The organism is Duganella sp. SG902 (genome assembly GCF_013376005.1).
Classification (GTDB): Bacteria; Pseudomonadota; Gammaproteobacteria; order Burkholderiales; family Burkholderiaceae_D; genus Rugamonas.
Genome location: NZ_JABMJK010000007.1, coordinates 90,410 through 112,923 on the forward strand (window position 1 = coordinate 90,410; position 22,514 = coordinate 112,923).

Consider the following 22,514-nt stretch of genomic DNA (forward strand, 5'->3'; position numbering starts at 1 on the left):
CCGAATTATGCTTTCTATAATCAGTGCACTCAATTCAACACAGGAGTGCGTCTTGCCCACCACCGTTCCCAAACTGCTCGTCTTCTCCGCCTCGCTGCGCGACGGTTCGTACAATCAACAACTTGCCGCGCTGGCGGCCCGCCGCCTGCAAGCGATGGGCGCCATGGTGACTGAACTTAATCTGGCCGACTATCCGCTGCCGCTGTACAACGGCAATCTGGAGGCGGGCGGCGTCCTGCCGGCCGAAGCGCTGGCCCTGCACGCACAATTGCGTCAGCATGACGGGGTATTGATTGCCAGCCCCGAATACAATGCCAGCGTGCCGCCGTTGCTGGTCAATGCCCTCGACTGGGTGTCGCGGGTTGGCAGCGACGGCGGTATGGCCGCAGCGTTTGGCCGGCCGGTATTCGCGCTGGCGGCCGCCTCGCCAGGCGGCTTTGGCGGTTATCGCGGCCTGGTCGCGTTGCGCCAGTTACTGGAGCTGGGATTGTTTGCACGTGTGCTGCCCGGCATGGTCAGCGTGCCTGTCGCGCACGAGGCTTTCGACCAGGCAGGCGAGTTGGTCAATTCCAAAACCAGCGAATTGCTGCGGCAGGTGCTTGCGGGGCTGATTGCGGCGACTAGCCAGGGGCGCCCCGCATGAGCCGGGCCGACCCAGCTGCGCTGGACGGCGAATGCGTGTTGGTGTTGCAAGGCGGCGGCGCGCTCGGCTCTTACCAGGCCGGGGTGTTTGAAGCGCTGGCGGCAGCCCGTATCGAGCCGAACTGGCTTGCCGGCATCTCGATTGGCGCCATCAATTCGGCCCTGATCGCGGGCAATCCACCGGGGAAGAGGGTGGAGCGCTTGCGCGAATTCTGGGAGCAAGTCAGTTCTGCCGTGCCGGAGTTACCGTTCGGCGTCAGCGGTCCCTGGCGCGCCAAGCTCAACGAGGCCAGCGCGCTTCAGGTGATGTTGTTTGGCGTCCCCGGCTTTTTCGTGCCGCGCCTGCAGCCGGCGCAGCTGCAGCCTAGGGGCTCCCCGGGGGCGATCAGCCACTACGACACCGCGCCGTTAAAGGCCACGCTGGAACGGCTGGTGGATTTCGACCGCATCAACCATGGCGCGACCCGGTTGTCGGTGGGGGTGGTCAATGTCCGTACCGGTAACTTCAGCTATTTTGACTCGAACAAACACACCATTGACGCGCGCCACATCATGGCCAGCGGCGCATTGCCGCCCGGTTTCCCGCCGGTGGAAATAGATGGTGAGCATTATTGGGATGGCGGCCTGGTTTCCAACACGCCCTTGCAGTATGTGCTGGACCAGCCTGGCGGCGGCCACCGGACCGTATTCCAGGTGGACTTGTTTCCAGCATTGGGGGATTTGCCGGACTCGATAGGGCGCGTTGCCGAACGTGAGAAGGACATCCGCTACTCCAGCCGCACCCGGATGAACACCGATGTCGAACTACAGTGGCGGGCCACTGCGGAAAGTGTGCAGCGCCTGCTGGCCAAGCTGCCCGCCGATCTGCGCGACGATCCCGATGCGCGCCAACTGGCGCAACTGCGGCCGACGTGTTCCGGCCTGGATATCGTGCACCTGATCTATCGCACCAAGGCGCATGAGCATGACTCCAAGGATTACGAGTTTTCGCGCTGGACCATGCGTGAACACTGGGAGGCCGGGCGCGGTGAGGTGCAGAAGACGCTGGCTGATCCGCGCTGGCTGCAACGCGGCCCGGGAAGCGGCAGTGTGCGCGTGATTGACGCGGCACGGGGTACAGCATAGGAAAGGATGAACCATGAACATAGACGAGATCATGACCAGGGCGTTTGCCATGCCCATCACCAGCCCGGCTTTTCCACCGGGACCGTACCGGTTTGTCGACCGTGAATTCCTGATCGTGACTTACCGTACCGATCCGGACGCGCTGCGCGCGGTGGTGCCCGAGCCGCTGGAAATTGACGAACCCATCGTCAAGTATGAATTCATCCGCATGCCGGATTCCACTGGCTTCGGCGACTATACCGAGTCGGGGCAGGTGATTCCGGTGCGCTACCAAGGCCGCAAGGGCGGATTTGTGCATTCCATGTACCTGGACGACGAGGGCCCGATTGCCGCCGGGCGTGAGCTGTGGGGCTTCCCCAAGAAGCTGGCCTGTCCGCAACTGCGGGTCGAGAAAGACACCTTGCTGGGCACTCTGGATTATGGCCCGATGCGCATTGCCACCGCGACCATGGGCTTCAAGTACGAGGCGCTGGATCATGCGCGGGTGCACGCCGCGCTCACCGAGCCCAACTACCTGCTGAAGATCATTCCGCATGTGGATGGCAAGCCGCGGATCTGCGAGCTGGTGCAGTATTTTCTGAAGGACGTCACCGTGAAGGGCGCCTGGACTGGCCCGGCGGCACTGGAGCTGGCACACCACGCGCTGGCGCCGGTCGCGCGATTGCCGGTGCTGGAGGTCCTTTCCGGCACGCACTTGCTGACCGACCTGACGCTGGACCTGGGCACGGTAGTCCATGACTACCTGGCACGCTGACTTATTCATTCCAACTGTGGAGAGTTTTATGAAACTGCTAGACAAAGTGTGTGTCGTGACTGGCGCGGCCAGTGGTATCGGCAAGGAAATCGCCTTGCGCTTTGCGCAGGAGGGCGGCAAGGTGGTCATCGCCGACCTGAGCAAGGAGGCCGCGCAGCGCACGGTGGATGATATCCATCGCGACGGCGGCCAGGCCATGGCGGTGGGCATGGACGTGTCGGACGAACTGCTGGTGCGGGGCGCGATCGCCGAGGTGGTGGCGGCCTGGGGCAAGATCGATGTACTGGTCAGCAATGCCGGCATTCAGATCGTGCAGCCGCTGGAGAGCTATCGGTTTGCCGACTGGAAGAAGATGCTGGCAATCCACCTGGACGGCGCCTTCCTGACCACCCAGGCATGCTGGCCGCACATGAAAGCCGCCGGCGGCGGCAGCATTATCTACATGGGCTCGGTCCATTCCAAGGAGGCGTCGGTGTTGAAGTCGGCCTACGTGACCGCCAAGCACGGCTTGATCGGTCTGTCCAAGGTGGCAGCCAAGGAAGGCGGCCCCCAGGGTATCCGCGCCAACGTCATCTGCCCCGGTTTCGTCCGCACACCGCTGGTCGACAAGCAAATTCCCGAGCAAGCCAGGGAGCTGCGCATCAGCGAGGAGGAGGTGGTGCGTAACGTGATGTTGAAGGAGACTGTCGACGGCGAATTCACCACTGTGGAGGACGTGGCCGAAGTCGCGCTCATGCTGGCCAGCTTCCGTTCAAATGCGCTGACGGGACAATCCATTGTGGTAAGCCACGGCTGGGCCATGCAATAAGTAAACGCCAGGGCTGTCCTCCATGAAAACGGTTATCAGTGCTGCCGCATTGCCTGCGCGCGGCATGTTGCGGGACGATCCCGTGCTGGCGGTGGCAGGGTGCAGCTACCTGCCGCTGCCGGTCCCGGCCGGTTGTTGCGCCTGGCGAAGGCGGTCGCCTCGAACGGGGGGCGGGAACGGCTAGGATGGCGGCCTTGGTGTCGAGCTTTGCCGATGCGCCGAATATCCCGGCGGACGATCCGAGAACGAAGGAAAATATGATTCAAACACAGAAAAAACACGATAACACCGCATACGGGCTGTTGCTGCTCCGCGTCGCGCTGGGCGGGCTGTTCCTTGCGCACGCGGCGCTGAAAATATTCGTCTTCACCGTGCCTGGCTTTGTCGGCTATTTCGCCTCGCTGGGCTTGCCCGCGGTGATGGCTTACGCCACGATTGCCGCCGAGGTCGCGGGCGGCCTGGCGCTGATCCTTGGTGTGTTTGCACCCTGGGCCGCTGCCTTGCTGGCGGTGGAAGTGCTGGGCACTATTGTCATGGTCCATGGCAGGAACGGCTGGTTATTCACCAATCAGGGTGGTGGCTGGGAGTTCCCCGCGCTGTGGTGCGTCGCGCTGATCGCGGTGGCGGTCATGGGCGATGGGCCGGGCGCGCTGTGGCCAGCCCGGCGGGTAAAATAGCGGCTGTGGCATTGCCAGGCCGAACCTGAGGGCGGCGTCGTGGCCGAAGGTCCTGGGTGGGCGATCATCGGCGGCATGCCCCCCTTCAGGCGCGATCCGCTGCCGGCTGGTGTCTGTCCCGCGCACTGTTTGCAGCTGTCAGCCTTGGTCCGGTTGAGCGTCTTCAATATCAGGCTGCCGCGTTCTTGCGGCGGACGGCCTGGCTTCCTGCGTTTCACGGAAAAGTCCACCGATGCCCCTCGCCCAACGTCTCCCGGTTCTGATTGCGTCAGCAGTCCTGGGGCTGGTCAGCATGGTCGCTTGCGCGATCCTGCTGTTAGACCATGTCTATACCAAGGCGCATCAGAGCTACGCCCATACGGTGCCGGGTGTGCTGAAATCGGATAACGCATTCCGCCAGGCCGTCCTGCTTCCCGCGTTCCTGTGGGAATATCTGGCCGTAAGCGATCCGGTGGAAAAAAGCAAGCTTGCGAGCAGGATAGCGGTGGCACATGCTCAGGTAATTGCCGCGCTCGATCAATATGAAAACGAAGACGTGGCCGGCGCCCAGGACCAGGCATCGCTGCAAACGGTTCGCTCCGCCTATGCCCGCTATGACGTCGTGCGTAAAAAAGTCCTGGTGCTCGCAGACGCGGGCCGGCCGGATGCGGCCCGCGACTTTTTGGTGGCTAAGCGGCTCGTCTTCGTTGAGCTTGTGAATGCCTTCGATAAGCAACGCTGGTATCGCGTGGATACGGCCAGGCGAAATGCCGACAAGGAGGCCGCGGCAATAAGGCGCGGCAAGCGGCAGTCCGCTCTCATGTGCCTGGCGATAATCGTGGCGATCATGGCATCCGGGTTGATGTTGGCGCGTAAAATCGGACATGCCCTTGATGAGACGGCCTTGATCGAGCCAACGGCAACCTCGCCTGCCGCCCTTGAACAGAGCAATCAGGCGTCCGAATATGCGGCAGGCGCGCCAGGGCGATCTTCATAAAAAAAGTAGTTATGGCTATCGTTTTTGCTATACTAGGGGCAATTGGCGTCGAGTCGGCGCGCCGTATGTGATTTCATGGATTGGCCTGCTGTTATGGATAAGGTAGATTGGAACGACCTGCGCTATGTGGCGGCGGTGATACGCGGCGGTTCCGCGCTGGGGGCGGGGCGTATCCTGAATGTCTCGCACACAACGGTCCTGCGTCGTATTCAAGCGATCGAGCAGTGCGTCGGGGCGCCGCTCTTCGAGCGCTTGTCAACCGGTTATGTACCCACGGACATTGGCAGAACCCTGTGTGAAGTAGCGCTGTCCACCGAAAAGGCGCTGGTGGACACCGGTCGCCTGATCGATTCCAGCATCAACGGATTGGCCGGGGTGGTGCGCTTCACCACCACCGATACGCTGGCGTACTTCCTGATGCCGCCGATCCTGGCTGAATTCAACCAGCGCTACCCTTTGATCAAGGTGGACATGATAGTCACCAACAACTTGCTGGATCTGGACAAGCGTGACGCGGATGTCAGCTTGCGCCCGTCGCCCTCTCCGCCGGAGACATGGGTCGGGCGTAAATTAGTCCGGGTTAACTTTGGTGTCTACGCGTCGGCGCATTATCTCGCTGGCCGGAGCGAGTGGCCATGGCAGGAGCTGGACTGTCTATTGCCGAGTGGCCCGCTGTCGACCGCTGCCGCGGCCCAGTGGCTGCGCAGGGAAGTCGGGGAGCGGGGTGCGGCCTTCAGTATTGATTCCTTTGTCGGGCTGAGCAGTCTCGCGGCCAAGGGCCTGGGGATCACGGTGTTGCCGCGCATGGTGGGCGATGCCTCGGCTGATCTGGTTCGAATTGCCAATGCCCCCGACGATGCCTCCGTCGATCTGTGGTTGCTCACCCATGCAAACCTGCGCCAGGCGTCGCGCATCCGTGTGTTCATGGACTATCTGGCGGAGGCAATCCGTGGCTTGCGCCTTTCCGGCGCGGCATAGACGCTCGCCGACCATGTGTTTCGCCCCATCACAGGCCATGCAGCCGCGGCGCGTTGTCCAATCCTGGACAATCATTGTGCGGCCGAGGGCATTCCCTTGGTTGTTTGCGGTTTCTATAATCGCCGCCACGCCGCCTAACTTGGCAGCGCCGCAGCGCTTCCAGCTCCGGCCCTGGCACATCGAGAACGAAGGAGTCGCATGAACGCATCCGCCGCGCGAGCATCGCGCATGCCCACATACTACCTGTCGCACGGCGGTGGTCCTTGGCCGTATATGACGGGAGCCTTCCGCAGCAACTTTGACGTCATGGCCGCGGCACTGAGCGCGGTGCCGTCGCAATTGCCTTGCTTGCCAGTGGCGCTTTTGGTGATCTCCGGCCATTGGGAGGCCGGCGCATTCACGCTCTCGTCGGCCGAACGTCCGGGGATGGTGTATGACTTTGAAGGCTTTCCCGAATACACCTATCACGCGCTCTATCCCGCGCCCGGCGCGCCGCAACTGGCCGGGCAAATCCAGGCGATGCTCAACGCTGCAGGCTGGGATGCCGAACTGGATGACCGTCGCGGCTTTGATCATGGGACCTTCAGCGTGGCTGCCCCCATGTATCCGGCGGCGGAGGTGCCGGTGGTTCAGTTGGCGCTCAAGCGCAGCCTGGACGCCGGCGAGCATTTTGCCATCGGCAGGGCATTGGCGCCGCTGCGCGACGCCGGCGTGCTGATTATCGGCAGTGGTGAGAGTTATCATAATCTCGCGCTTTGGGGGCGCCTCGGGGCGGCCCCTTCGGCCGCGTTTGACGCCTGGCTGAGGCAAACCTTGCTGACCCGGCGTGGCGACGCGCGTGCCGGGGCACTACTGGACTGGGAGCGCGCGCCCGCGGCGCGTACCGCGCATCCGCGCGCCGACCATTTGATGCCACTGATGGTTGCTGCGGGAGCGGCATATGACGATCCCGCCACCTGCATCTACAGCGAGTTGTTCACCGGGCACATTTCACACGCCAGTTACCGCTTCGGTGCGGACCTTACCCCGACAGGATATGACCTGCTGGGCCGATAGTGCCGGGGGCGGATGGCGGATGGCGGATTGCGTATGTCCACGGTTACGTATGCGAGGGCCGGACGCCGGCGCCGGTGATCGCTTGCGCGGATTGCGGGCTGCCGCATCGGCACTTGGCGTTGCGAGGGTGGGCGGCCGCCTACTGTGTACGCCGCCGTGCGGTGCTACCACGCGGGCCTCGCTGATGTTGCATGCGCCATGGCGTTGACATGTGCGGTCGCGCTGACTTTTTTGCTTGCACAGAGCGGTTCCATCATCGTCATGACGGCCGGCGCATGGCGTTTGCTGGATGGTGGCCGTGATCGCGCTGGGAGGGGCTGTGCGAGCCCACCGAGCATTTCTACAGCCTCAGCAGCGGCAGCGGCCTCTGCGCGCCGGCGGCCGTCGGCGAGCCACTTGACATTGACATGGCCGCGGTAAGCCCGCCTCAGCATGTCGCGCGCAGCCACCTGATGGTCGGCATAGCGGGACAGTGCGCCGCTGGAAGTCGAAACCCGTGATGGCCGGAATGCCAATGCTACGCATCCCCGCGAGTGTGCAGCGCTCTGAGTCCGGGGCCGGCATGCCCTGAGGGATGCAGCCTCGCGGATGCCTCCGCCGGGACCCGCTGGCGTGACCAACGGTCGCAGTATTGTTCAGGAGCCGCTTGAGGCAGGAGTTGCAGCGCTGGTCAGCGGACACCCGGTGCCATCCATCGTCTTGCCAGCAATATCGTGGCGGTGATCCGGCGGGGCGGGGCCGATCGCATCGGTGCCAACGTGTCAACGTCCCGGCCGTAGCAAGCGTGAGGCCGCGCCGGGTAATCCGTCAAACCAAAATAGGAGGGTGCAAGAAATGGTAAGCCAGGTAAGCCAGGCTGTCGCGACATCGCTGCTTGCGCTTGCGGCAATTCCGCTCAAGTGCCTGCGCCTGGCGCTGTGGGCGCGGGCGGCGTGGACGCTGCTGATACTCGCCGCGCTCACCTGGCTGCTGGCCGGGCAGGTCGGCTCGCCGCTGCATCCGCAATTCGCACAGCAATCGACAGCTGTGAGGATCTGGCAGCAGGTCCTCGTCGCCGGCTGGTGGCTGATCGGGGCGCGCAGCCTGGCCGGGATGGCGAGGTTGGCAGCCATGCTGAAGAGTCCGTCACGGGAGTCGCAGCTGGTCTCGGACCTGATGGCGGGGCTGATTTATGCCGCCAGCGTGCTGGCGATCGTGGACCTGGTGTTCGCTGTCCCCGTTGGGGGATTGCTGGCGACTTCTGGGATTATCGCTATTGTGCTGGGCCTGGCCCTGCAAAGTACGCTGGGGGATGTGTTTTCCGGCATCGCCGTTGGCATCGAGCGCCCCTACTGCGTGGGCGACTTGATTTCGGTGGAAGGCGGGATTGAAGGCCGGGTGACATTGGTTACCTGGCGCTCGACCCACGTGGCGACCGGCAAGGACAACATGGCAATCATACCGAACAGCATTATCGCCAAGGCGCGGCTGGTCAATCACAGCCTGCCCACGACACTGCGGCGCGACGCGGTGGAGCTGGCGTTGGACGCCAGCGTCCCGCCGGAGCACGCGATCGCCACGCTGACGGCGGCAGCGCGTTCGGCCAACCTGTTGCTGGCCACGCCCTTACCGGAAGCTTGCTGCCTGGGCTTGCGCGGCGACGGCAATGACTACCAGGTGCGTTTCTCGGTGGCGTCGAGCGCGCGACTGTCGGCCGCGCGCAGCGAGCTGCTCACGGAAATCCACCGCCATTTGCGTCACAGCGGCATTTCGTTGGCGGTGGCCGGGCTGGCCACCGTGGCGCAAGTGGCGGTGCCGGGGGCGCGCGACTTGCTGGCGCAATCGGATTTATTTGGCTTGCTGGACAGCGGGCAGCGGGAACTGCTGGCCCAGCATTTGCAAACGGTGGTGTTGCAGGCCGGTGAGGTACTGATCCACGAGGGCAGCGAGGCTGAAGCGCTATTCATCGTTGCCGCGGGCGCCGCCGAGGTGACCACGGACGTGGCAGGCGCCAGGCAAGTGCTGCACCGAATGCGGCCGGGTGAAAGCATCGGCGCCATCGCCCTGATTACTGCCACGCCGTATGCGGCCACCACCACCGCGGTCACGGCGTTGCGGGTCTATCGGCTGGACCGGCAGGCGATCGCCGCGGCCATTACAGCCGCCCCCGGCCTTGCCGAGGGGCTTGAGGCCTTGGCCAGACGCGGCCAGGCGGCGATGGCGGCGGACGCCGTCAGCCGCAGCGACCAACGTGAGCTGCCCCCGGAATTGTTACTTTCCAAGCTGCGGGGATTTGTGCAAGTGCTGCTCAGCCGATGAGAGCGGCCTACCACGCAAGGGAGAATAACATGCTACGGAAAGTCTCGATGAGATCACTGGATCTGACTCCGCCACTGGTCCGGCGCTCGCTGACCGCGCGCGCGCTGCACATGGCCCTGCTGCGCATCGGTTTGGTCTCGTTGTGTGCCGGCGCGACCTCGTACTATTTCAACCGGTCATCGATAGAAAAGGCGGCTACCCAGCAGTTGCTGCTGTCCACGGAGCAGACCTTGCAACGCGAGTCGCTGCCGTTCCGTGAAATTCACACGCTGGAGCGGAATTTTCTGGAAGAATACCAGAGCGTCCTGGCCCGTCCGGGCATGAGGGCAGCCCTGGTACGTGACTTCGACCAGATCTTCTATCGCCACCCGGACGGTTCCTATACCCAGCGCCCGACACTGTTTGAAGGCGAACCGCTGGCCGACGGCCGTCGCTTTGCCGGCATGTCCGCGACCTACGCGCCGGACGTTCCGCCCACTGACGACATCAAGGCGCGGTTGCGCTGTCCTATCTGCTGTCGTACAAGTATGGCTCCAGCACGCGCGGCCGCCTGTTCAATTTCTACGGGGTGCTGCGGGAAAAAGGCTTCCCCATCTACCAGAATGCCGATATTGCCAAGATCTTCACCTACGCGGGCCCCGAGGCGCTCAAGCTTGAGACGTACGAGTTCTATGCACGCGGGTTTGCCGCGCCCGACAACCGAACCGTGTTTACGCATATTTACTGGGATGCTTCCAACAACGCCTGGATGACGACCATCGCCACGCCCGACCAGGTCGACGCTTCCGGGAAACACCAACTCCTCGCGTGTGTCGATGTGCTGCTTGATGAACTCATGGAACGTACCGCCAAACCCCTCATGCAGGGAGCATATAGCACCATCTCCATGGCGGACAGCGAGGGTACTTTGCTTTACCATCCGCGTCATCTCGCCCAAATCAAAAGCAGCGAGGGCAAGGCATCGATCCGTTCGCTCAAGATCGATCAGGACTATCCCTTGCTGGCGGTGATACCCTCGCTGTCCGCCGGGAAAGCGGTGGTGGTGCGGGAGCGCGACGAGATTGTTGCGGTGGGCATGATCCCGGGAACGCCGTGGGTGCTTGCCGTCCACTATCCGCAGGATCTGATGCGTTCGGCAATTCTGGATAACCTGCTGATCGTCATCGCGCTTGGCGTGCTGACCCTGCTGGTGGAAATCTTCATCCTGCGCGCCATTCTGCAAAAACAGGTCGCGGCTCCGTTGGCCCGGCTGATGCAGGCTACGCGCCGACTTGGCGTCCGCAACGAGCGCCTCGAGCGTGAATCGCTGCCGATCCGGCTCAACGACGAGATCGGCGAGCTGGCGCGCGATTTCGCCAGCATGGCGGATCGCGTCCACAATGCGCACCAGCAGCTGGAAACCAAGGTACGGGACCGCACCGCTGCGCTGGAAGCGGCCAATCGCCAGTTGCAATTGCTCAGCACCACCGATGGCCTGACCGGCATCGCCAACCGTCGCCGCTTCGATGAGGTGCTGGCCTCCGCCTGGAGCGCGTCCCAGCGCGCGGGAACCCTGTTGTCGGTGGCGCTGATCGATGTCGACTGGTTCAAGAGGTATAACGATCACCATGGCCATCAGGCTGGCGATGATTGCCTGCGCAGCGTGGCGCGGACATTGGCGGCACAGGCGCTGCGGGCGGATGACCTGGTGGCGCGCTACGGCGGCGAGGAGTTTGCGCTGATCGCCAGCACCCACCGGCACGCCGACGGCGCGCTGCACCACGCTCGGACGCTATGCTCAGCGGTGGAGAAATTGGCGCTGTCGCACGAGATGTCGCCATTCGGCCGGGTGACGGTCAGCGTCGGCGTGGCCTGCGTGATCCCGACCGAGGGCCGGACGGTGGGGGATATGCTGGAGGACGCCGACCGGGCGCTCTACCGTGCCAAGCAGCAGGGGCGCAATCAGGCGGTGATCGCTGGCGGCTGAGCGTGCCCCAACGAGGGCACCGCGCCGCCAGCCCTCCATAAGAAAACACCGCGACAAGTGCCGGTGCGGCGTCCAGGGTTTCGGTGTGGACAGCGCATCACACCAGGGATGCGCCGCCGGTTGCGGCGGCGCCTGCTTCTCCCTGGCTGTGGCGCTTGCGCTGCCACAACCTTGCGGTCGAATGATCGATGCCAACAGAAGATGGCCACGGCGAGCAGATTCAAGGCGGCCGGGGCAACAGCGGTCGTAATGCGGATGCCCAGCAAGGCGCGCTGTCCGGTTGAGCGATAAAGCCATAGGTGGTCTCGACCAGGCCGGTGCGGGGTGTCGGGCGTGCCATACGCGAACGTCACGCCGTCACGCGCCATCACGCTTGAGTTACAGGGCAGTCTGTAAGCGACAATCGGCGGGGGCTTCCCGCCGCTACCCGTTCTAAATCAGCTGATGGAACTCAATCCTGCATGTTCGTCGACTATCCGGATGCCGTCAGGATGCGCTGACCGACGATGCCTGCTGGCACGTCGTCGGCGATACGGCGTGCCCGGTTGTTGCGCGACGCAGGGCTAACTGACCGGGCTGTGGCCCGGCTCGGTGGGTATGGGTTTGCCATGGTGTTGGATTGCGCCGCCGACCAGGTACCGAAGGCGGCACAGCCTCTCCGTGGGTGCATTTGCGTTTCGCACATCCTCAGCTCATCGCCTAACGCCGGGAAACCCGGCGCATGATTCGTGGGACATGGCGCCGCCCGCTTCCATCCGGTCGGCGCGGACCCTGGCGCTGTAGCGTTTGGTCGGCATGGCGGCATCAGGAACAATCCGCCGGCCGCCGCGAGAACAGCAGGTCGTACAGGACGGGAATCAGGCCCAGCGTCACCAAAGTGCCGACCGCCAGGCCGCCGATCATGGTGATGGCCATGCTGGTCCATAGCGGCCCGGCAAACAGCATCAACGGTATCAGGCCGACGATGCAGGTCAGCTTGGTCATCACTATCGGGCGCAGCCGCAGCACCGCCGCCGAAATCACCGCGTCGCGCTGCGAGCTGGCGGTGGCCAGCTCGATTTCGATGCGCTCCAGCAGCAGCACCGCGTTGTTGACGATAATTCCGGCCAGGGCCAACAAGCCGAAGGTCGGCATGAAACCGAAGGGGCGCATGGTGACCAGCAGGGCCGCGACCGCGCCGATCAGCACGAAGGGAACGCTGCCGATCACGATGGCCAGCTTGCGGAAGGAATTGAACTGCCAGATGAACAGCAGCAGAATCGCCGCCAGTGCGTGCGGGAGATACTGGAACAGCGCGGCATTGGTCAGCTCGGTGTCTTCAATCTCGCCGCCAAGTTCGATCCGGTAACCCGGCGGCAGCGCCAGGGCCGCCACCTGCGGCGCCAGGCGCGCCACCAACTGATCGGCGGTCAGGGCCGGGTTGCGTCCACTGACCGTGATGGTGCGCACCAGATTGCGGCGGACGATGACGCCCGGCTCGCTGTCGCGCCGGACGGTCGCCACCGCCGCCAGCGGCAGCGGCGTGCCGCCGTCGGCCCGGTACAACAAGGTGTCCTCCACCGCGCTGGCTGGTGCGCGCTGGGCGGCGTCGCCGCGCAGCACGATGGGAATGTTGTTGCCATCGTCGCGGATGTAGGACAGCGCCTGCCCGCTATAGCGCATTTGCAGGGACTGGGCGATGTCCGCGCTGGTGAGGCCGGCATGACGGGCCTTGATCTGGTCGACCTGCACCACATAGCGCGGGATCCGGCTCTGCCAGTCGTCGCTCACATCCTCGGTGCCCGCCACGGCGCGCAATTGTGTCGCGATGGCGGCTGCGGTGCGGCGCAGCACTTGTTCGTCCGGTCCGCTTACCCGGTAGACCGCCACGCCGGCCTCGGCCGTCCCCAGGGAAAAGCGCTTGGGTTGCGCCTGCAGCGCGGGCCAGGTGGCGCGCATGTAGGCGCTGGTGCGCGTGATCACGGCGTCGATATCGCTGCCCGGACGCAGCGAGACCGTGAAGTAGGCGATGTTGGCGCCGGGCAGGGCGGGGTTCAACCCCAGCACGATGCGTGGCCCGCCATCGGCGACATAGCCGATGCTGTCGACAATCTCGGGATTGACTTGGCCGTTGGCGAACCAGAGGCTTACCGACTCGACGGCGTTGAGGGTGGCGCGCACATCGCTGCCGGGCTGCAGCACGACCGGCATCTGGAACTGCAGCCGGTCCGACTTGGGCAGAAAGTCGTAGGGCATGCGCAGCAGCGCAGCCGTGGCGCCGGCCAGCAGCAGCAGCATGGCGCCGATGTACAGCAGTTTGTGATCGAGCAGCCAGCCGATGATGGCGCGGTAGCGGCGGTAAAAGCGGCTATCGTAGTGCGCCTCGCCGCCGGCCGCGTGCGGCTTGACAAAATACTGGCAGAGCAGGGGCGTGACAGTGACACTGAACAGCCATGAGCCCAGCAGCGTGGTGGCCAGGACGATCGCCAGTGAACGCAGGTATTCATTGGTGCTGGTCTGGCCGAAGAAGAACGGCGAGAACGCCAGCAAGATGACCACGGACGATGTCAGCAAGGGCGTGGCCAGCGTGCGGCCCGCCGCCTCGCAGGCGGCGTCGCGCGGCTCGCCCCCGGCCAGGCGGCGCTCGATGTCTTCGGCGATCACGATGCCATTGTCCACCAGCAGGCCCAGGGCGAGAATGATGGCCGCGATCGATACGCTCTGCAACTCCACGCCCATGGCGCGCATGGCGATCAATGCCCCGAGGATGGTGAGCGGCACGATGGCGCCGACGATGAGCCCGGTGCGCCAGCCGAGGAACAACATGACCACGGCCATCACGATCACCACGGTTTCACCCATGACGTGGTGCATGCGCCCCATTTCGCGTTGCACCACGTCGGCCTGGAAGGTGACGACGTGCTGCGCGAAGCCGGCAGGCAGCATTTGCGCCGTCTGGTCCAGCTTGGCGCGCAGGGCTTTGCCGTACTGCTCGACGCTGTAGCCGGGCAGCATGGAGACGGCCACCACGACGGCCGGCTGGCCCTGATAGATGGCCGCGCTCTGGGGCGGATCGGCGGGCATGACCCTGATCTCGGCCAGCTGCGACAGTGGCACTTGCCGAGCGCCGCCGCCCGCGCCGGGCACGGTCACGAGGAAGTTGGCCAGATCGCCGGCGTTGCGGAGCTCGCCGCTGGTGGCGACACTCATCGCCAGCCCGGAGGCGGACAGCAAGCCGCCCGGTTCGACGATGTTCTGGGTGCGCAGCTGCGCCGCCACGGCGGCCGGCGTGAGGCCCGCGCCAGTCAGCCTGTCGCGGTCGAAGGCGAGATATACCCGCTCTTCCTGCAGGCCGTGAAACGTCACTTTTTGCGTGCCGGGCACGCTGTAGAGCTGTTCGCGCAGCTGGCGCAGCGGCGCGCGCATCGCGCTCATGCTGAAGCCGCGCGCGGTGACGGCGACCGAGGCCACGGCGACGCTACCGAAATCGTCGTCGATAAACGGCCCCATGGTTCCAGCCGGCAGCGTAATACCGGCCTCCGCGGCTTTGGCGCGCGCGCGCTGCCATAGGGCTGGCAGGTCGCGGATATTGTCGTAGGCGGTCAGCTGGATGATGGCGCTGCCCGGGCGCACGGTGGTGGCGATGGTCTTGATGCCGGCCAGCTCACGCAAGCTCTCCTCGAGCGGGCGAGCGATCAAGGCCTCGACCTGTTCGCTGGGCAGGCCGGGATAGGCGGCGCTGACCAGGGCATCGCGTACCGTGACGGACGGCTCCTCCTGCGACGGGAAGTTGAGGAAGGTGAGTACGCCTGCGGCCAACACCAGCACGGCGGCAAACAGGGTCAGCCGGCTGGCGCCCAGGGCGGCACGGGTGAGCTTCACGGCGCACCTCCGTCCGCCAGGTGGGAGGTGGCCGCCAGCGGAACGACTTTCTGGCCATCGTTCAGAAAGGCGGCGCCGGAAGCGACCACCTGTTCGCCCGGCCGCACGCCGGCGCGCAGCGCCACGCGCTCGCCCTGGATGGCGCCCAGGCGCACGGTGCGCCGCCGCACCAGGCCGCCGTCGGCCTGGTAGATAAACAATTGTGCGGTGTCGCCCGGTTGGTGCTGCACCATGGCCGACAGCGGCACCGATAAGCCCTCGTCGCCCGTGGAGGGGAGGCTCAGCTGAAGGCTTTGATCGCTGCGCAGGGCGGACGACGCGGACGGCAGATCGAACAGCACGGTGATCAGCGCGCCGTGCTCCAGACGCGGGGACAGCCCGCGCACGCGCAAGGTCAGCTGGTTGCCGTCGCTGTCGCTGGCGGTCAGCTGGTCGCCAGGTCGCAGGCCGCCGGCCAGCTGGGATGGCAAGGCCGCTGTCGCTTGCGCGTGGCCTTCGCCTTCGACCTGCAACAGGGTTTGTCCCGGCCCCACCTCCGCCTCGGGTTGCGCCTGCCGGGCCACGACGCGGCCGGCGAACGGGGCGCGCAGCGCGGTTCGTCGCAGCGCGCGCGCCGCCTGTGCGCTTTCAGCGCGGGCCGCCTGCAGTTGCGCCTGGGCCGCGTCGCGCGCGCTGCGCGCGCTGGTCAGCGTGGCTTGCGATGCCGCGCCGTCGTCAAACAGGGCCTGCTGTTGGCGCAACAGGTTCTCGCGTTCGCCCAGCTGAGCCGCGGCGGCGGCAAGGTTCGCCTCGGCCTGCTGCAGCCGCAGGCGCGCCGGCTCGGCATCAAGACGGGCCAGTACCTGCCCTTTGCGCACCTGGTCGCCGACATCGGCGCTCAATTCGACGATGCGGCCGCCGCTGTCGAAGGACAGCTCGGCGCGCTGTCGCTGGCGCACGGTGGCGATGAAGCGCGCACCGTTGCCGGCGCCCTGGCCGATGGTTTCCAGTTTGACTGCGCGCGTGACCGGTGGCGCATCGACATGCGGCTGGCACGCAGACAGCAGGATCGCGGCAATGGCCAGTGCGGCGGCCTGCGGGGATGGGAGGCGGATTTTCATAAGAGATCTGTCAATAGCTGTAAGTAATGGCGGCGGTGGCGCCGGCCGACGTGCGGCGCGCCACGACTGGACTGTCGCTGACGTCGCCGACATAGCGGGTGATTGTCAGTTGGAGCGTGCTGGACCAGTGGGCGTCCAGGTGATGTTCCCAGCTCAGGCCGGCCGAGCGCACGTACATGCCGCTGCCCGGATGGGCGACGGCAAAGCGCGTTTGCGCAGCCTGCGCCGGCGTCACGCCGAAATAGGCCTGGTTATAGCGGCCATCTCCCCACCAGGCGTCGATATCGACGGCGATAATGTCTGCCGCCGACCGCAGCGGGACGAGTTCCACCCCGGTGCGGTAGCGGTTCCTGCGCGCGTCGTCGCGCAGGGCCAGCTCCATCTCGGCGCTGGCCGTCAGCCACGGCTGCAGCTGTTGCGCGATCAGGGTGCGCGCGGTCGGCGAGCCGGGCACGTCGCCCATGCCGGCCAGACGGCTGGAGCCGGGGCGCCAGCCGCTGTTCCGCTCCAGTCTGCCCCGATCGTAGGAAAACGATTGCGAAATATAGAACCCCGTGCTGGACTGGTATTGCAGGCCGGCGCCGCGCGTGGTGTCGGCAAACAGTACGCCGCGCTGGATGGACAATACGGGAATGGGGCGCAGCACGCTGCCGGTGTCGGCGCCAGGATAGCGCGTCGCCGCGCTGAGGGCGACGCCCACCGTCACCTCAGTTTTGCTGCCCAACAGGCTGTCAATGGCCGCCCGCGGCGGTTGGTCGGTGTTGGCGTCGCCGGCATGGGCCGGCAACGCCGGTATGCCGATGAGGATGGCCAGCAGGGCGCGGGCCGGGGAACTGCGTGTCATGGTAAAGCTCCTGGTATCAGTCGGATGAAATCGGGGTGCCGTAGAAGGCGTGGAACAGGGCGACGCGGGTGAGCGCCAGGTGCTGCTGGGCTTCGGTGAGTTCAACCGCTAGCTGGGTGGCCTCGATGCGCTCGCTGAGCAGTTGGGGGCGGTCCTGCAAGCCTTGCTCGCTGCGCGCCCGCGTGCGCGCCATGCGTCGTGCCGCATCCTTGCTTTGCGCGCGCAGTTGCAGTTCAGCGGCACGCCATGCCGTGTGCGCGCCGAGCGCGTCCGCGACCTGCCGGAACGCCGCCTCGATGGCCTGCTCATATTGCACCACGCCGGCTTGCCTGCGGGTCCAGGCCAAGTCCAGATTGGCGCGCCGCTGCCCATAGTCAAAGATTGGCAAGGTCAGGCGGGGCGTGAACGACCAGAAGCCGCGCCCGCCGGTGAACAAGCTGTGCAGGGCGTCGCTGGCGCCGCCGATCGCGGTGCTCAGCTGAATCGAGGGGAAGAAGGCGGCGCGCGCGGCGCCGATGTCCGCATGGGCCGCCCGTAGTTCCGCCTCGGCCTGCCGGATCTCGGGACGCTGCAGCAGTATGCTGGAGCTGAGCTCACGCCATGCCGGCGGCAGGCTGGCAGCACCGGCCATTGGCGCCAGCGCGCCGCCCACGGGAGCCAGATCGTAGCCGGCCAGGATCTGCAGCGCGCGGTGTGCCGCGCGCATGCGTTCGGCGGCTTGCAACGATGCCGCCGCCGCGCGCCCGGCTTGCGCCCGACTGCGGTCCAGGTCGTCGTGCGAGAGCAGGCCGATCGCCGCCTGTTGCTGGGCGATGGTCAGCAGCGCGGCGCTGTCGGCATTGATGGCCTGATACTCATCGTAAAGCTGGGTGGCGCTGACTTCCAGCACATACGCGCGCAGCGCCTCGGCGATCAGTGCGCCACGCGCGGCCTCGCGGCCGGCGTCGCTGGCCAGGAAGCGCTGGCGCGCCGCTTCCGACTGCGATTCCAGTTTGCCGAAGAAATCCAGCTCGTAGTTGTCGATGCCCAGCCCGGCGTTGGCCACGCTTTGCTGGTAGCGCTCCTGCAGTCCTGGATTGTTGAAATGCAGGCGCTGGTTTTGCAACTGCGCGCCGATGGTGGGGAGTCGTGCCGCGCTGACGATGGCATATGCGGCGCGGGCCTGTTCCACCTGAAGCAGCGCCAGCTGGTAGTCGCTGTTGTGCCTGAGGACGCGCTGGATCAGCGACGGCAGGTCGGCGCCCGGCGCGAAGTCCAGCAGGAAGCGCCGCTCCGCGTGGCTCAATTCCGCCGTGGCTGGCGCCACAGGCGCCTGGGTGGCGTCCGCGCCCAGAGTGGATGGGATGGCGTATGCCGGTTGCCGCCACGCGGGCGCCAGCGCACAGCCGCTGGTCAGGGCGCCCCATAGGAGGGCGAGTAGTGCTGCGGTACGGCGGCTGCGCGCGCAGCGTGTAAAATCAAGGGCCATGCTGTCCGGTCCGGTTGTTGGGTCGGTCCGTAGTGTCGCATCCGAAGATCAAGACTTATTTCGGGAATTGTTTGGATTTGATTAAGAGGTGGAAAGTAGCGATGAGCCAGGCCAAAGTATTGGTCGTCGAGGACGACATCGATAGCGCGAGCGTACTCGACGCGTATCTGCGCAAGGATGGCTTTGCCGTGTGCATGGCCCATGACGGCGCCCATGCGATTCAGCTGCATGCGCAGTGGCAGCCCGACCTGGTGCTGCTGGACGTGATGCTGCCGCTGGTCAGCGGCACTGATGTGCTGTCGACCATACGCCGGGCCAGCGACACGCCAGTGATCATGGTGACGGCCATCGCTGACGAGCCCAATAAGCTGGGCGCGCTGAAGTACGGCGCCGATGACTATATCGTCAAGCCCTACAGCCCCAAGGAGGTGGTGGCGCGCGTGCATGCGGTGTTGCGGCGGGCGCGCCTGGTGCCGGCGGCCGACGGCAAGCTGCGGCACCAGCGCCTGACGGTCGATACGCACGCGGTCCAGGCCAGCGTGACCGATGAGGTCGGCCAGTCTGTGGTCCTGAACCTGACTCCCGCCGAGTTCAGCTTGCTCGCCACCTTGCTGCGTACCCCGTTCAAGGCATTTACCCGTAGTGAACTCATGGAAAGCTGCATGCCTGAAAGTGGCGCGCTGGCACGCGCCGTGGACGTACATATCCACAACCTGCGCCGCAAGCTGGAACAACACGGCATCGACGGCGTCCTGCTGACCGTGCGCTCGGTCGGCTACCGTTTCCAGTAGCCATGAACCAGACGGCACGCGACAAGCAACGGGCGACCCCCTTGTGGCTCTGGGTAGGGCTGCGCATGAGTGCCTTGGCGGTCGGCACGGTGATCACGGTCGCCCTGGGCATGTGGCTGTACTTCAACTTGGTCGATTCCATGAGCGTGCGGCACATGCCCGCCGCGGTGCGCGCGGAACTGGCGACGCTGCGCGCCAGCTCCCACCCTGACCAGGCACGGCTGTGGCAGATCGCGCAGCAATACTATGACATCAGACGTTTCCAGCCCGGTCTGGAGAACCCTGACTGGCTGATGTTGTTCATACTGGTGGTGACCGCGGTGCCCGTCATCATCGGGCTGGGCCTGTGGGCCTCGCGGCCATTGTCAAGCCAGTTCACCGCGGTGGCACAGGCGGCGCGCCGCGTCAGCGATGGCGAGTTTGCCGCGCGCGTGCAGGTGGTGCCCCACGCCCCGGACGAGCTGGCGGAACTGGCCATGGATTTCAACGACATGACTACCCGCTTGCAGCAATTTGAACAGGAGGTGCGCGATTCCAGCGCGATGCTGGCGCACGAGCTGCGCACGCCACTGAATGCCGCCATGGGGCGCCTCCAGGGCATGCTGGACGAGGTGTTTCCTTTGGAACGCGAACAAGTGCGCTCGGTACACCGGCAACTGGAGCAGCTCAACCGTCTGGTGAGCGATTTGCATCTGTTCTCGCTGGCGCGGGCGGGCCAGCTGGCGCTGGAGCCGGACGCGTTCGCCTTGCGCGAGCTGATCGCGGAACGGCTGGAATGGGTCGGACCGCAGCTCGCACAGGCCGGTATCGAGCCAGTGTGGCCGAGCACCACGCGGGTGCGCCTGTATGCCGACCGCGACCGCGTGGGGCAGGTGCTGTCCATCCTGATCCACAATGTGCTGCGTTACGCCAGCAGCGGCGGCAGCCTGGAGATCACGGTGTCGGAGCAGGCGGGGGAGGTCTCGATCACGGTCGGCGACCGCGGGCCCGGCGTCGCCCCCGAGCAATTATCCCAGATGCGTGAGCGTTTCTGGCGCGCGGATCACTCCCGTGCCCGGCATTCGGGCGGGAGCGGACTGGGACTGGCGATCGCGCTGGCCATCAGTCAGAGCCATGGCGGCGATCTGGTCTGCCGCAACCGCCGCGGCGGCGGAATGGCGGTGGAGATGCGGTTGCCGGCATCGGCCGCCGCGGCGCCGCGGTGACGCTGATGACATGCCCGAGCTGATCCGCTGTGCGAGAGCGGCGTTGTCCCGGAACAGGTATTCGCCCAACCTGCCGCTGTCCCTATCTGCCGGTGCGCGGCGCGATCGCGGCCTCCAGCGACTGGTCACGGTTTAGCCTGACGCAGGTGCCAACCAGCCCCTGAGCGCAGCCCTGGCAGCGCCAGGCACAGCGCAAGCACGGCAAAACCGGCGCTGACGAATGGCACGGCGCCGGCCTGGTCGCCGTCGATGATGCACGAGGCGAGCATCGGGCCAAACGCCGACCCCACCAGCTGGGCAGCCGGGACCAGAGTGGCGATCCGCCCCCTGGGATCGGCCACCAGCGCCTGCGCGACCTGGAACGGCATCAGGAACAGCCAACAGTAGCCAAAGGCCGCACTCAGAATCGCGAACAGGGTGACGCTGCCCCATGGCAGGAAGTGCATGGCCGTGGCCAGCAGCGCCAGCGCCACAGCGCCGCCGGCCAGTGTTGCGGCCGCGTGCACCCGGTGCACCGTCATCACGGCCGTCACGCCCCCCAACACTTGAAAGCCCAAGCTCAGCGATACCACGGTTTGTGCCTCGGCGGCCTTGAGTCCGTTGGACAGGCCCAGCGGCTCGAGGTAGGCCCACAGGGCGCCGATTGCCGCCATCATGGCAAAGGTGATGGCGAGCGGCGCCAGCGCCGCTCCCTGCCAGCGCAGCGGGGCGGTATTGCTGACTGTAAGCGGCGCCAGGCTGGACGGCAAGCCTGGCATCAGCGGCAGCGCCGCCAGCGCCATGGCAGCCAGCGCGAGAAAGCCGCCCTGCCAGCCCCACCGCGGAATCACCAGCAGTGCCAGTACCGCGGCGGCGCCGGCCTGGGTCAGCGTTTGCGTCACCACAAAGCTGGCGGCCAGGCGATCCGGTTTGGAACCGCGCACGATCATGCCGGTGGCGACCCAGACCAGGATGCCCTCGGCCACGCCCGCCAGCGCGCGCACGGTCAGCAGCGGCGCATCGCCGCTGACCCGGCACGTGGCCGCGTCCAGCAAGGCGGCGGCGATCGCGGCCAGCATGGCGATGCGGCGGTAGTGACGCAGCGGCGCCATGCTGTCACTCAGCGCCACGCCGATGCCGAGCGCCATGATCTCGCCCATGGCAATCATGCCGACGCCTTCCATGGTGGCGGCCTGTTGCGCCACCAGCTCACCGAGCAGGATGGGTTGCAGGCCAAGCACGAGCAATGCAACGGAGCCCGCCAACAAGGCGCTGGCCATCTGGTCCCAGCCGGGCGTAGAAGCGGAAAGGGTTGGCAACGTCAGTCTCCTCGATAAGGATGGCGCTAGTAGGCTTTACTCTCTTCCGGTAGCGCGCCGCGCTGGAACGCCAGCGCGGCCCGCCGTTCATCCTTGATCAGGCGGCCGTTGGCTATGTGGCGCACCAGCCAGGGAAGCGGGTTGACGCGGCCGCCGCTTGCGGCGGCCAGCACATAGGCCTTGGCGCATTTTTCCAGCAACTCCGCGTTCAAGGCCAGGCGGGTGGCGGTGACGCCGATGCACAGCGGCAATCCTTGCCACAGTACCACGTTGCCGCCGCGCCTGAGGGCGCCGGCAAGTAGCTCGGGGCGCGAGATGGGCGCGGACATCGGGCCGATGTGGCGGGCCTGTTCATCGAACACCTGCGGCAGCACGCCGCCGAAGTCGCCGAGGCAGGCGCTGAACGGGCCGCCGCCCCACAGCACGGCGCCGGCGTCGCCGCGCGCCGCGTGCGCCGCCGCGTGGATACGCGCCGGGCGCGTCTGCTCGGGCTGGCGCCAGTCCAGCAGGTGGGGCTCGGGCAGCGTGGTCGCGCCGAACCACATGCTGGTCCCGGATGGGCAGCGCAGCGAGAGGGTGGCCTCCGGCTGGTCCGCCAATCCCTTGGCCGTCAGCCGCGCGCGCGTTTGCAACCACAGTTGCTTGATCTCTTCCTGGGATACCATGG

18 protein-coding genes are annotated in these 22,514 nt (G+C 65.8%); 12 read left to right on the top strand and 6 right to left on the bottom strand.

The features are described from left to right. The first annotated feature begins 52 nt into the window (after positions 1 to 52). The 10 genes from FHW83_RS16675 to FHW83_RS16720 all read left to right on the top strand — a co-directional run bounded on the left by FHW83_RS16675 (position 53) and on the right by FHW83_RS16720 (position 11,280). Complete coding sequence (locus FHW83_RS16675) at positions 53 to 643, top strand: NADPH-dependent FMN reductase (protein WP_229224227.1); 591 nt, start codon at positions 53 to 55, stop codon at positions 641 to 643. Next, entirely contained in the window at positions 640 to 1,767 is a 1,128-nt protein-coding gene (locus tag FHW83_RS16680) for a patatin-like phospholipase family protein (RefSeq protein ID WP_176647473.1), read from the top strand. The genes FHW83_RS16675 and FHW83_RS16680 overlap by 4 nt, the downstream gene beginning before the upstream one ends. Before the next feature lie 13 nt (positions 1,768 to 1,780). Beyond that, a complete protein-coding gene (locus FHW83_RS16685) occupies positions 1,781 to 2,521 on the top strand; it encodes an acetoacetate decarboxylase (RefSeq protein WP_176647474.1) in 741 nt (246 codons plus the stop codon). Positions 2,522 to 2,549: 28 nt separating this feature from the next. Further along, positions 2,550 to 3,329 carry a 3-hydroxybutyrate dehydrogenase gene (locus FHW83_RS16690; RefSeq protein WP_176647475.1) on the top strand — a complete coding sequence of 260 codons (780 nt, stop codon included), beginning with the start codon at positions 2,550 to 2,552 and terminating at the stop codon, positions 3,327 to 3,329. A gap of 185 nt (positions 3,330 to 3,514) precedes the next feature. Beyond that, positions 3,515 to 4,006: a DoxX family protein gene (locus FHW83_RS16695; RefSeq protein ID WP_373997227.1), complete on the top strand. Its 492-nt coding sequence runs from the start codon at positions 3,515 to 3,517 to the stop codon at positions 4,004 to 4,006. Positions 4,007 to 4,238: 232 nt separating this feature from the next. Beyond that, on the top strand, positions 4,239 to 4,982 hold the full coding sequence (locus FHW83_RS16700) for a hypothetical protein (RefSeq protein ID WP_176647476.1): 744 nt from the start codon (positions 4,239 to 4,241) through the stop codon (positions 4,980 to 4,982). Between the two features lie 93 nt (positions 4,983 to 5,075). Beyond that, positions 5,076 to 5,960, top strand: coding sequence for a LysR family transcriptional regulator (locus tag FHW83_RS16705; RefSeq protein WP_176647477.1), 885 nt, complete (start codon positions 5,076 to 5,078; stop codon positions 5,958 to 5,960). A 198-nt stretch (positions 5,961 to 6,158) separates the two neighbouring features. Next, positions 6,159 to 7,016, top strand: coding sequence for a class III extradiol ring-cleavage dioxygenase (locus FHW83_RS16710; RefSeq protein ID WP_176647478.1), 858 nt, complete (start codon positions 6,159 to 6,161; stop codon positions 7,014 to 7,016). Positions 7,017 to 8,042: 1,026 nt separating this feature from the next. Continuing rightward, the gene (locus FHW83_RS16715) at positions 8,043 to 9,314 is read left to right on the top strand and encodes a mechanosensitive ion channel family protein (RefSeq protein ID WP_218106315.1); all 1,272 of its coding nucleotides are present in this window, start codon (positions 8,043 to 8,045) and stop codon (positions 9,312 to 9,314) included. Between the two features lie 568 nt (positions 9,315 to 9,882). Further along, complete coding sequence (locus FHW83_RS16720; RefSeq protein ID WP_218106316.1) at positions 9,883 to 11,280, top strand: diguanylate cyclase; 1,398 nt, start codon at positions 9,883 to 9,885, stop codon at positions 11,278 to 11,280. Between the two features lie 804 nt (positions 11,281 to 12,084). On the opposite strand, the gene FHW83_RS16725 is transcribed toward FHW83_RS16720, so the two are convergent. From FHW83_RS16725 to FHW83_RS16740, 4 genes are read right to left on the bottom strand one after another with little or no spacing between them, the layout of a single operon-like run. Further along, positions 12,085 to 15,141 carry an efflux RND transporter permease subunit gene (locus tag FHW83_RS16725; RefSeq protein ID WP_176647480.1) on the bottom strand — a complete coding sequence of 1,019 codons (3,057 nt, stop codon included), beginning with the start codon at positions 15,139 to 15,141 and terminating at the stop codon, positions 12,085 to 12,087. Next, entirely contained in the window at positions 15,138 to 16,241 is a 1,104-nt protein-coding gene (locus FHW83_RS16730) for an efflux RND transporter periplasmic adaptor subunit (RefSeq protein WP_176647481.1), read from the bottom strand. The genes FHW83_RS16725 and FHW83_RS16730 overlap by 4 nt, the downstream gene beginning before the upstream one ends. 10 nt (positions 16,242 to 16,251) lie before the next feature. Next, positions 16,252 to 17,085: a MipA/OmpV family protein gene (locus FHW83_RS16735; protein ID WP_176647482.1), complete on the bottom strand. Its 834-nt coding sequence runs from the start codon at positions 17,083 to 17,085 to the stop codon at positions 16,252 to 16,254. A gap of 16 nt (positions 17,086 to 17,101) precedes the next feature. Beyond that, on the bottom strand, positions 17,102 to 18,553 hold the full coding sequence (locus FHW83_RS16740) for an efflux transporter outer membrane subunit (RefSeq protein WP_176647483.1): 1,452 nt from the start codon (positions 18,551 to 18,553) through the stop codon (positions 17,102 to 17,104). Between the two features lie 101 nt (positions 18,554 to 18,654). On the opposite strand from FHW83_RS16740, the gene FHW83_RS16745 reads away from it, so the two are divergent. Both FHW83_RS16745 and FHW83_RS16750 read left to right on the top strand, forming a co-directional pair. Then, positions 18,655 to 19,344, top strand: coding sequence for a response regulator transcription factor (locus FHW83_RS16745; protein ID WP_176647484.1), 690 nt, complete (start codon positions 18,655 to 18,657; stop codon positions 19,342 to 19,344). Between the two features lie 65 nt (positions 19,345 to 19,409). Then, positions 19,410 to 20,549, top strand: coding sequence for a cell wall metabolism sensor histidine kinase WalK (locus tag FHW83_RS16750; RefSeq protein ID WP_218106317.1), 1,140 nt, complete (start codon positions 19,410 to 19,412; stop codon positions 20,547 to 20,549). A 125-nt stretch (positions 20,550 to 20,674) separates the two neighbouring features. Here the strand turns inward: FHW83_RS16750 and FHW83_RS16755 are convergent, their stop codons facing one another. Together FHW83_RS16755 and FHW83_RS16760 are read right to left on the bottom strand one after the other, a co-directional pair. Next, positions 20,675 to 21,847: an MFS transporter gene (locus tag FHW83_RS16755; protein ID WP_218106318.1), complete on the bottom strand. Its 1,173-nt coding sequence runs from the start codon at positions 21,845 to 21,847 to the stop codon at positions 20,675 to 20,677. 26 nt (positions 21,848 to 21,873) lie between these two features. Next, positions 21,874 to 22,512: a hypothetical protein gene (locus FHW83_RS16760; RefSeq protein WP_176647486.1), complete on the bottom strand. Its 639-nt coding sequence runs from the start codon at positions 22,510 to 22,512 to the stop codon at positions 21,874 to 21,876. Positions 22,513 to 22,514: the final 2 nt, after the last annotated feature.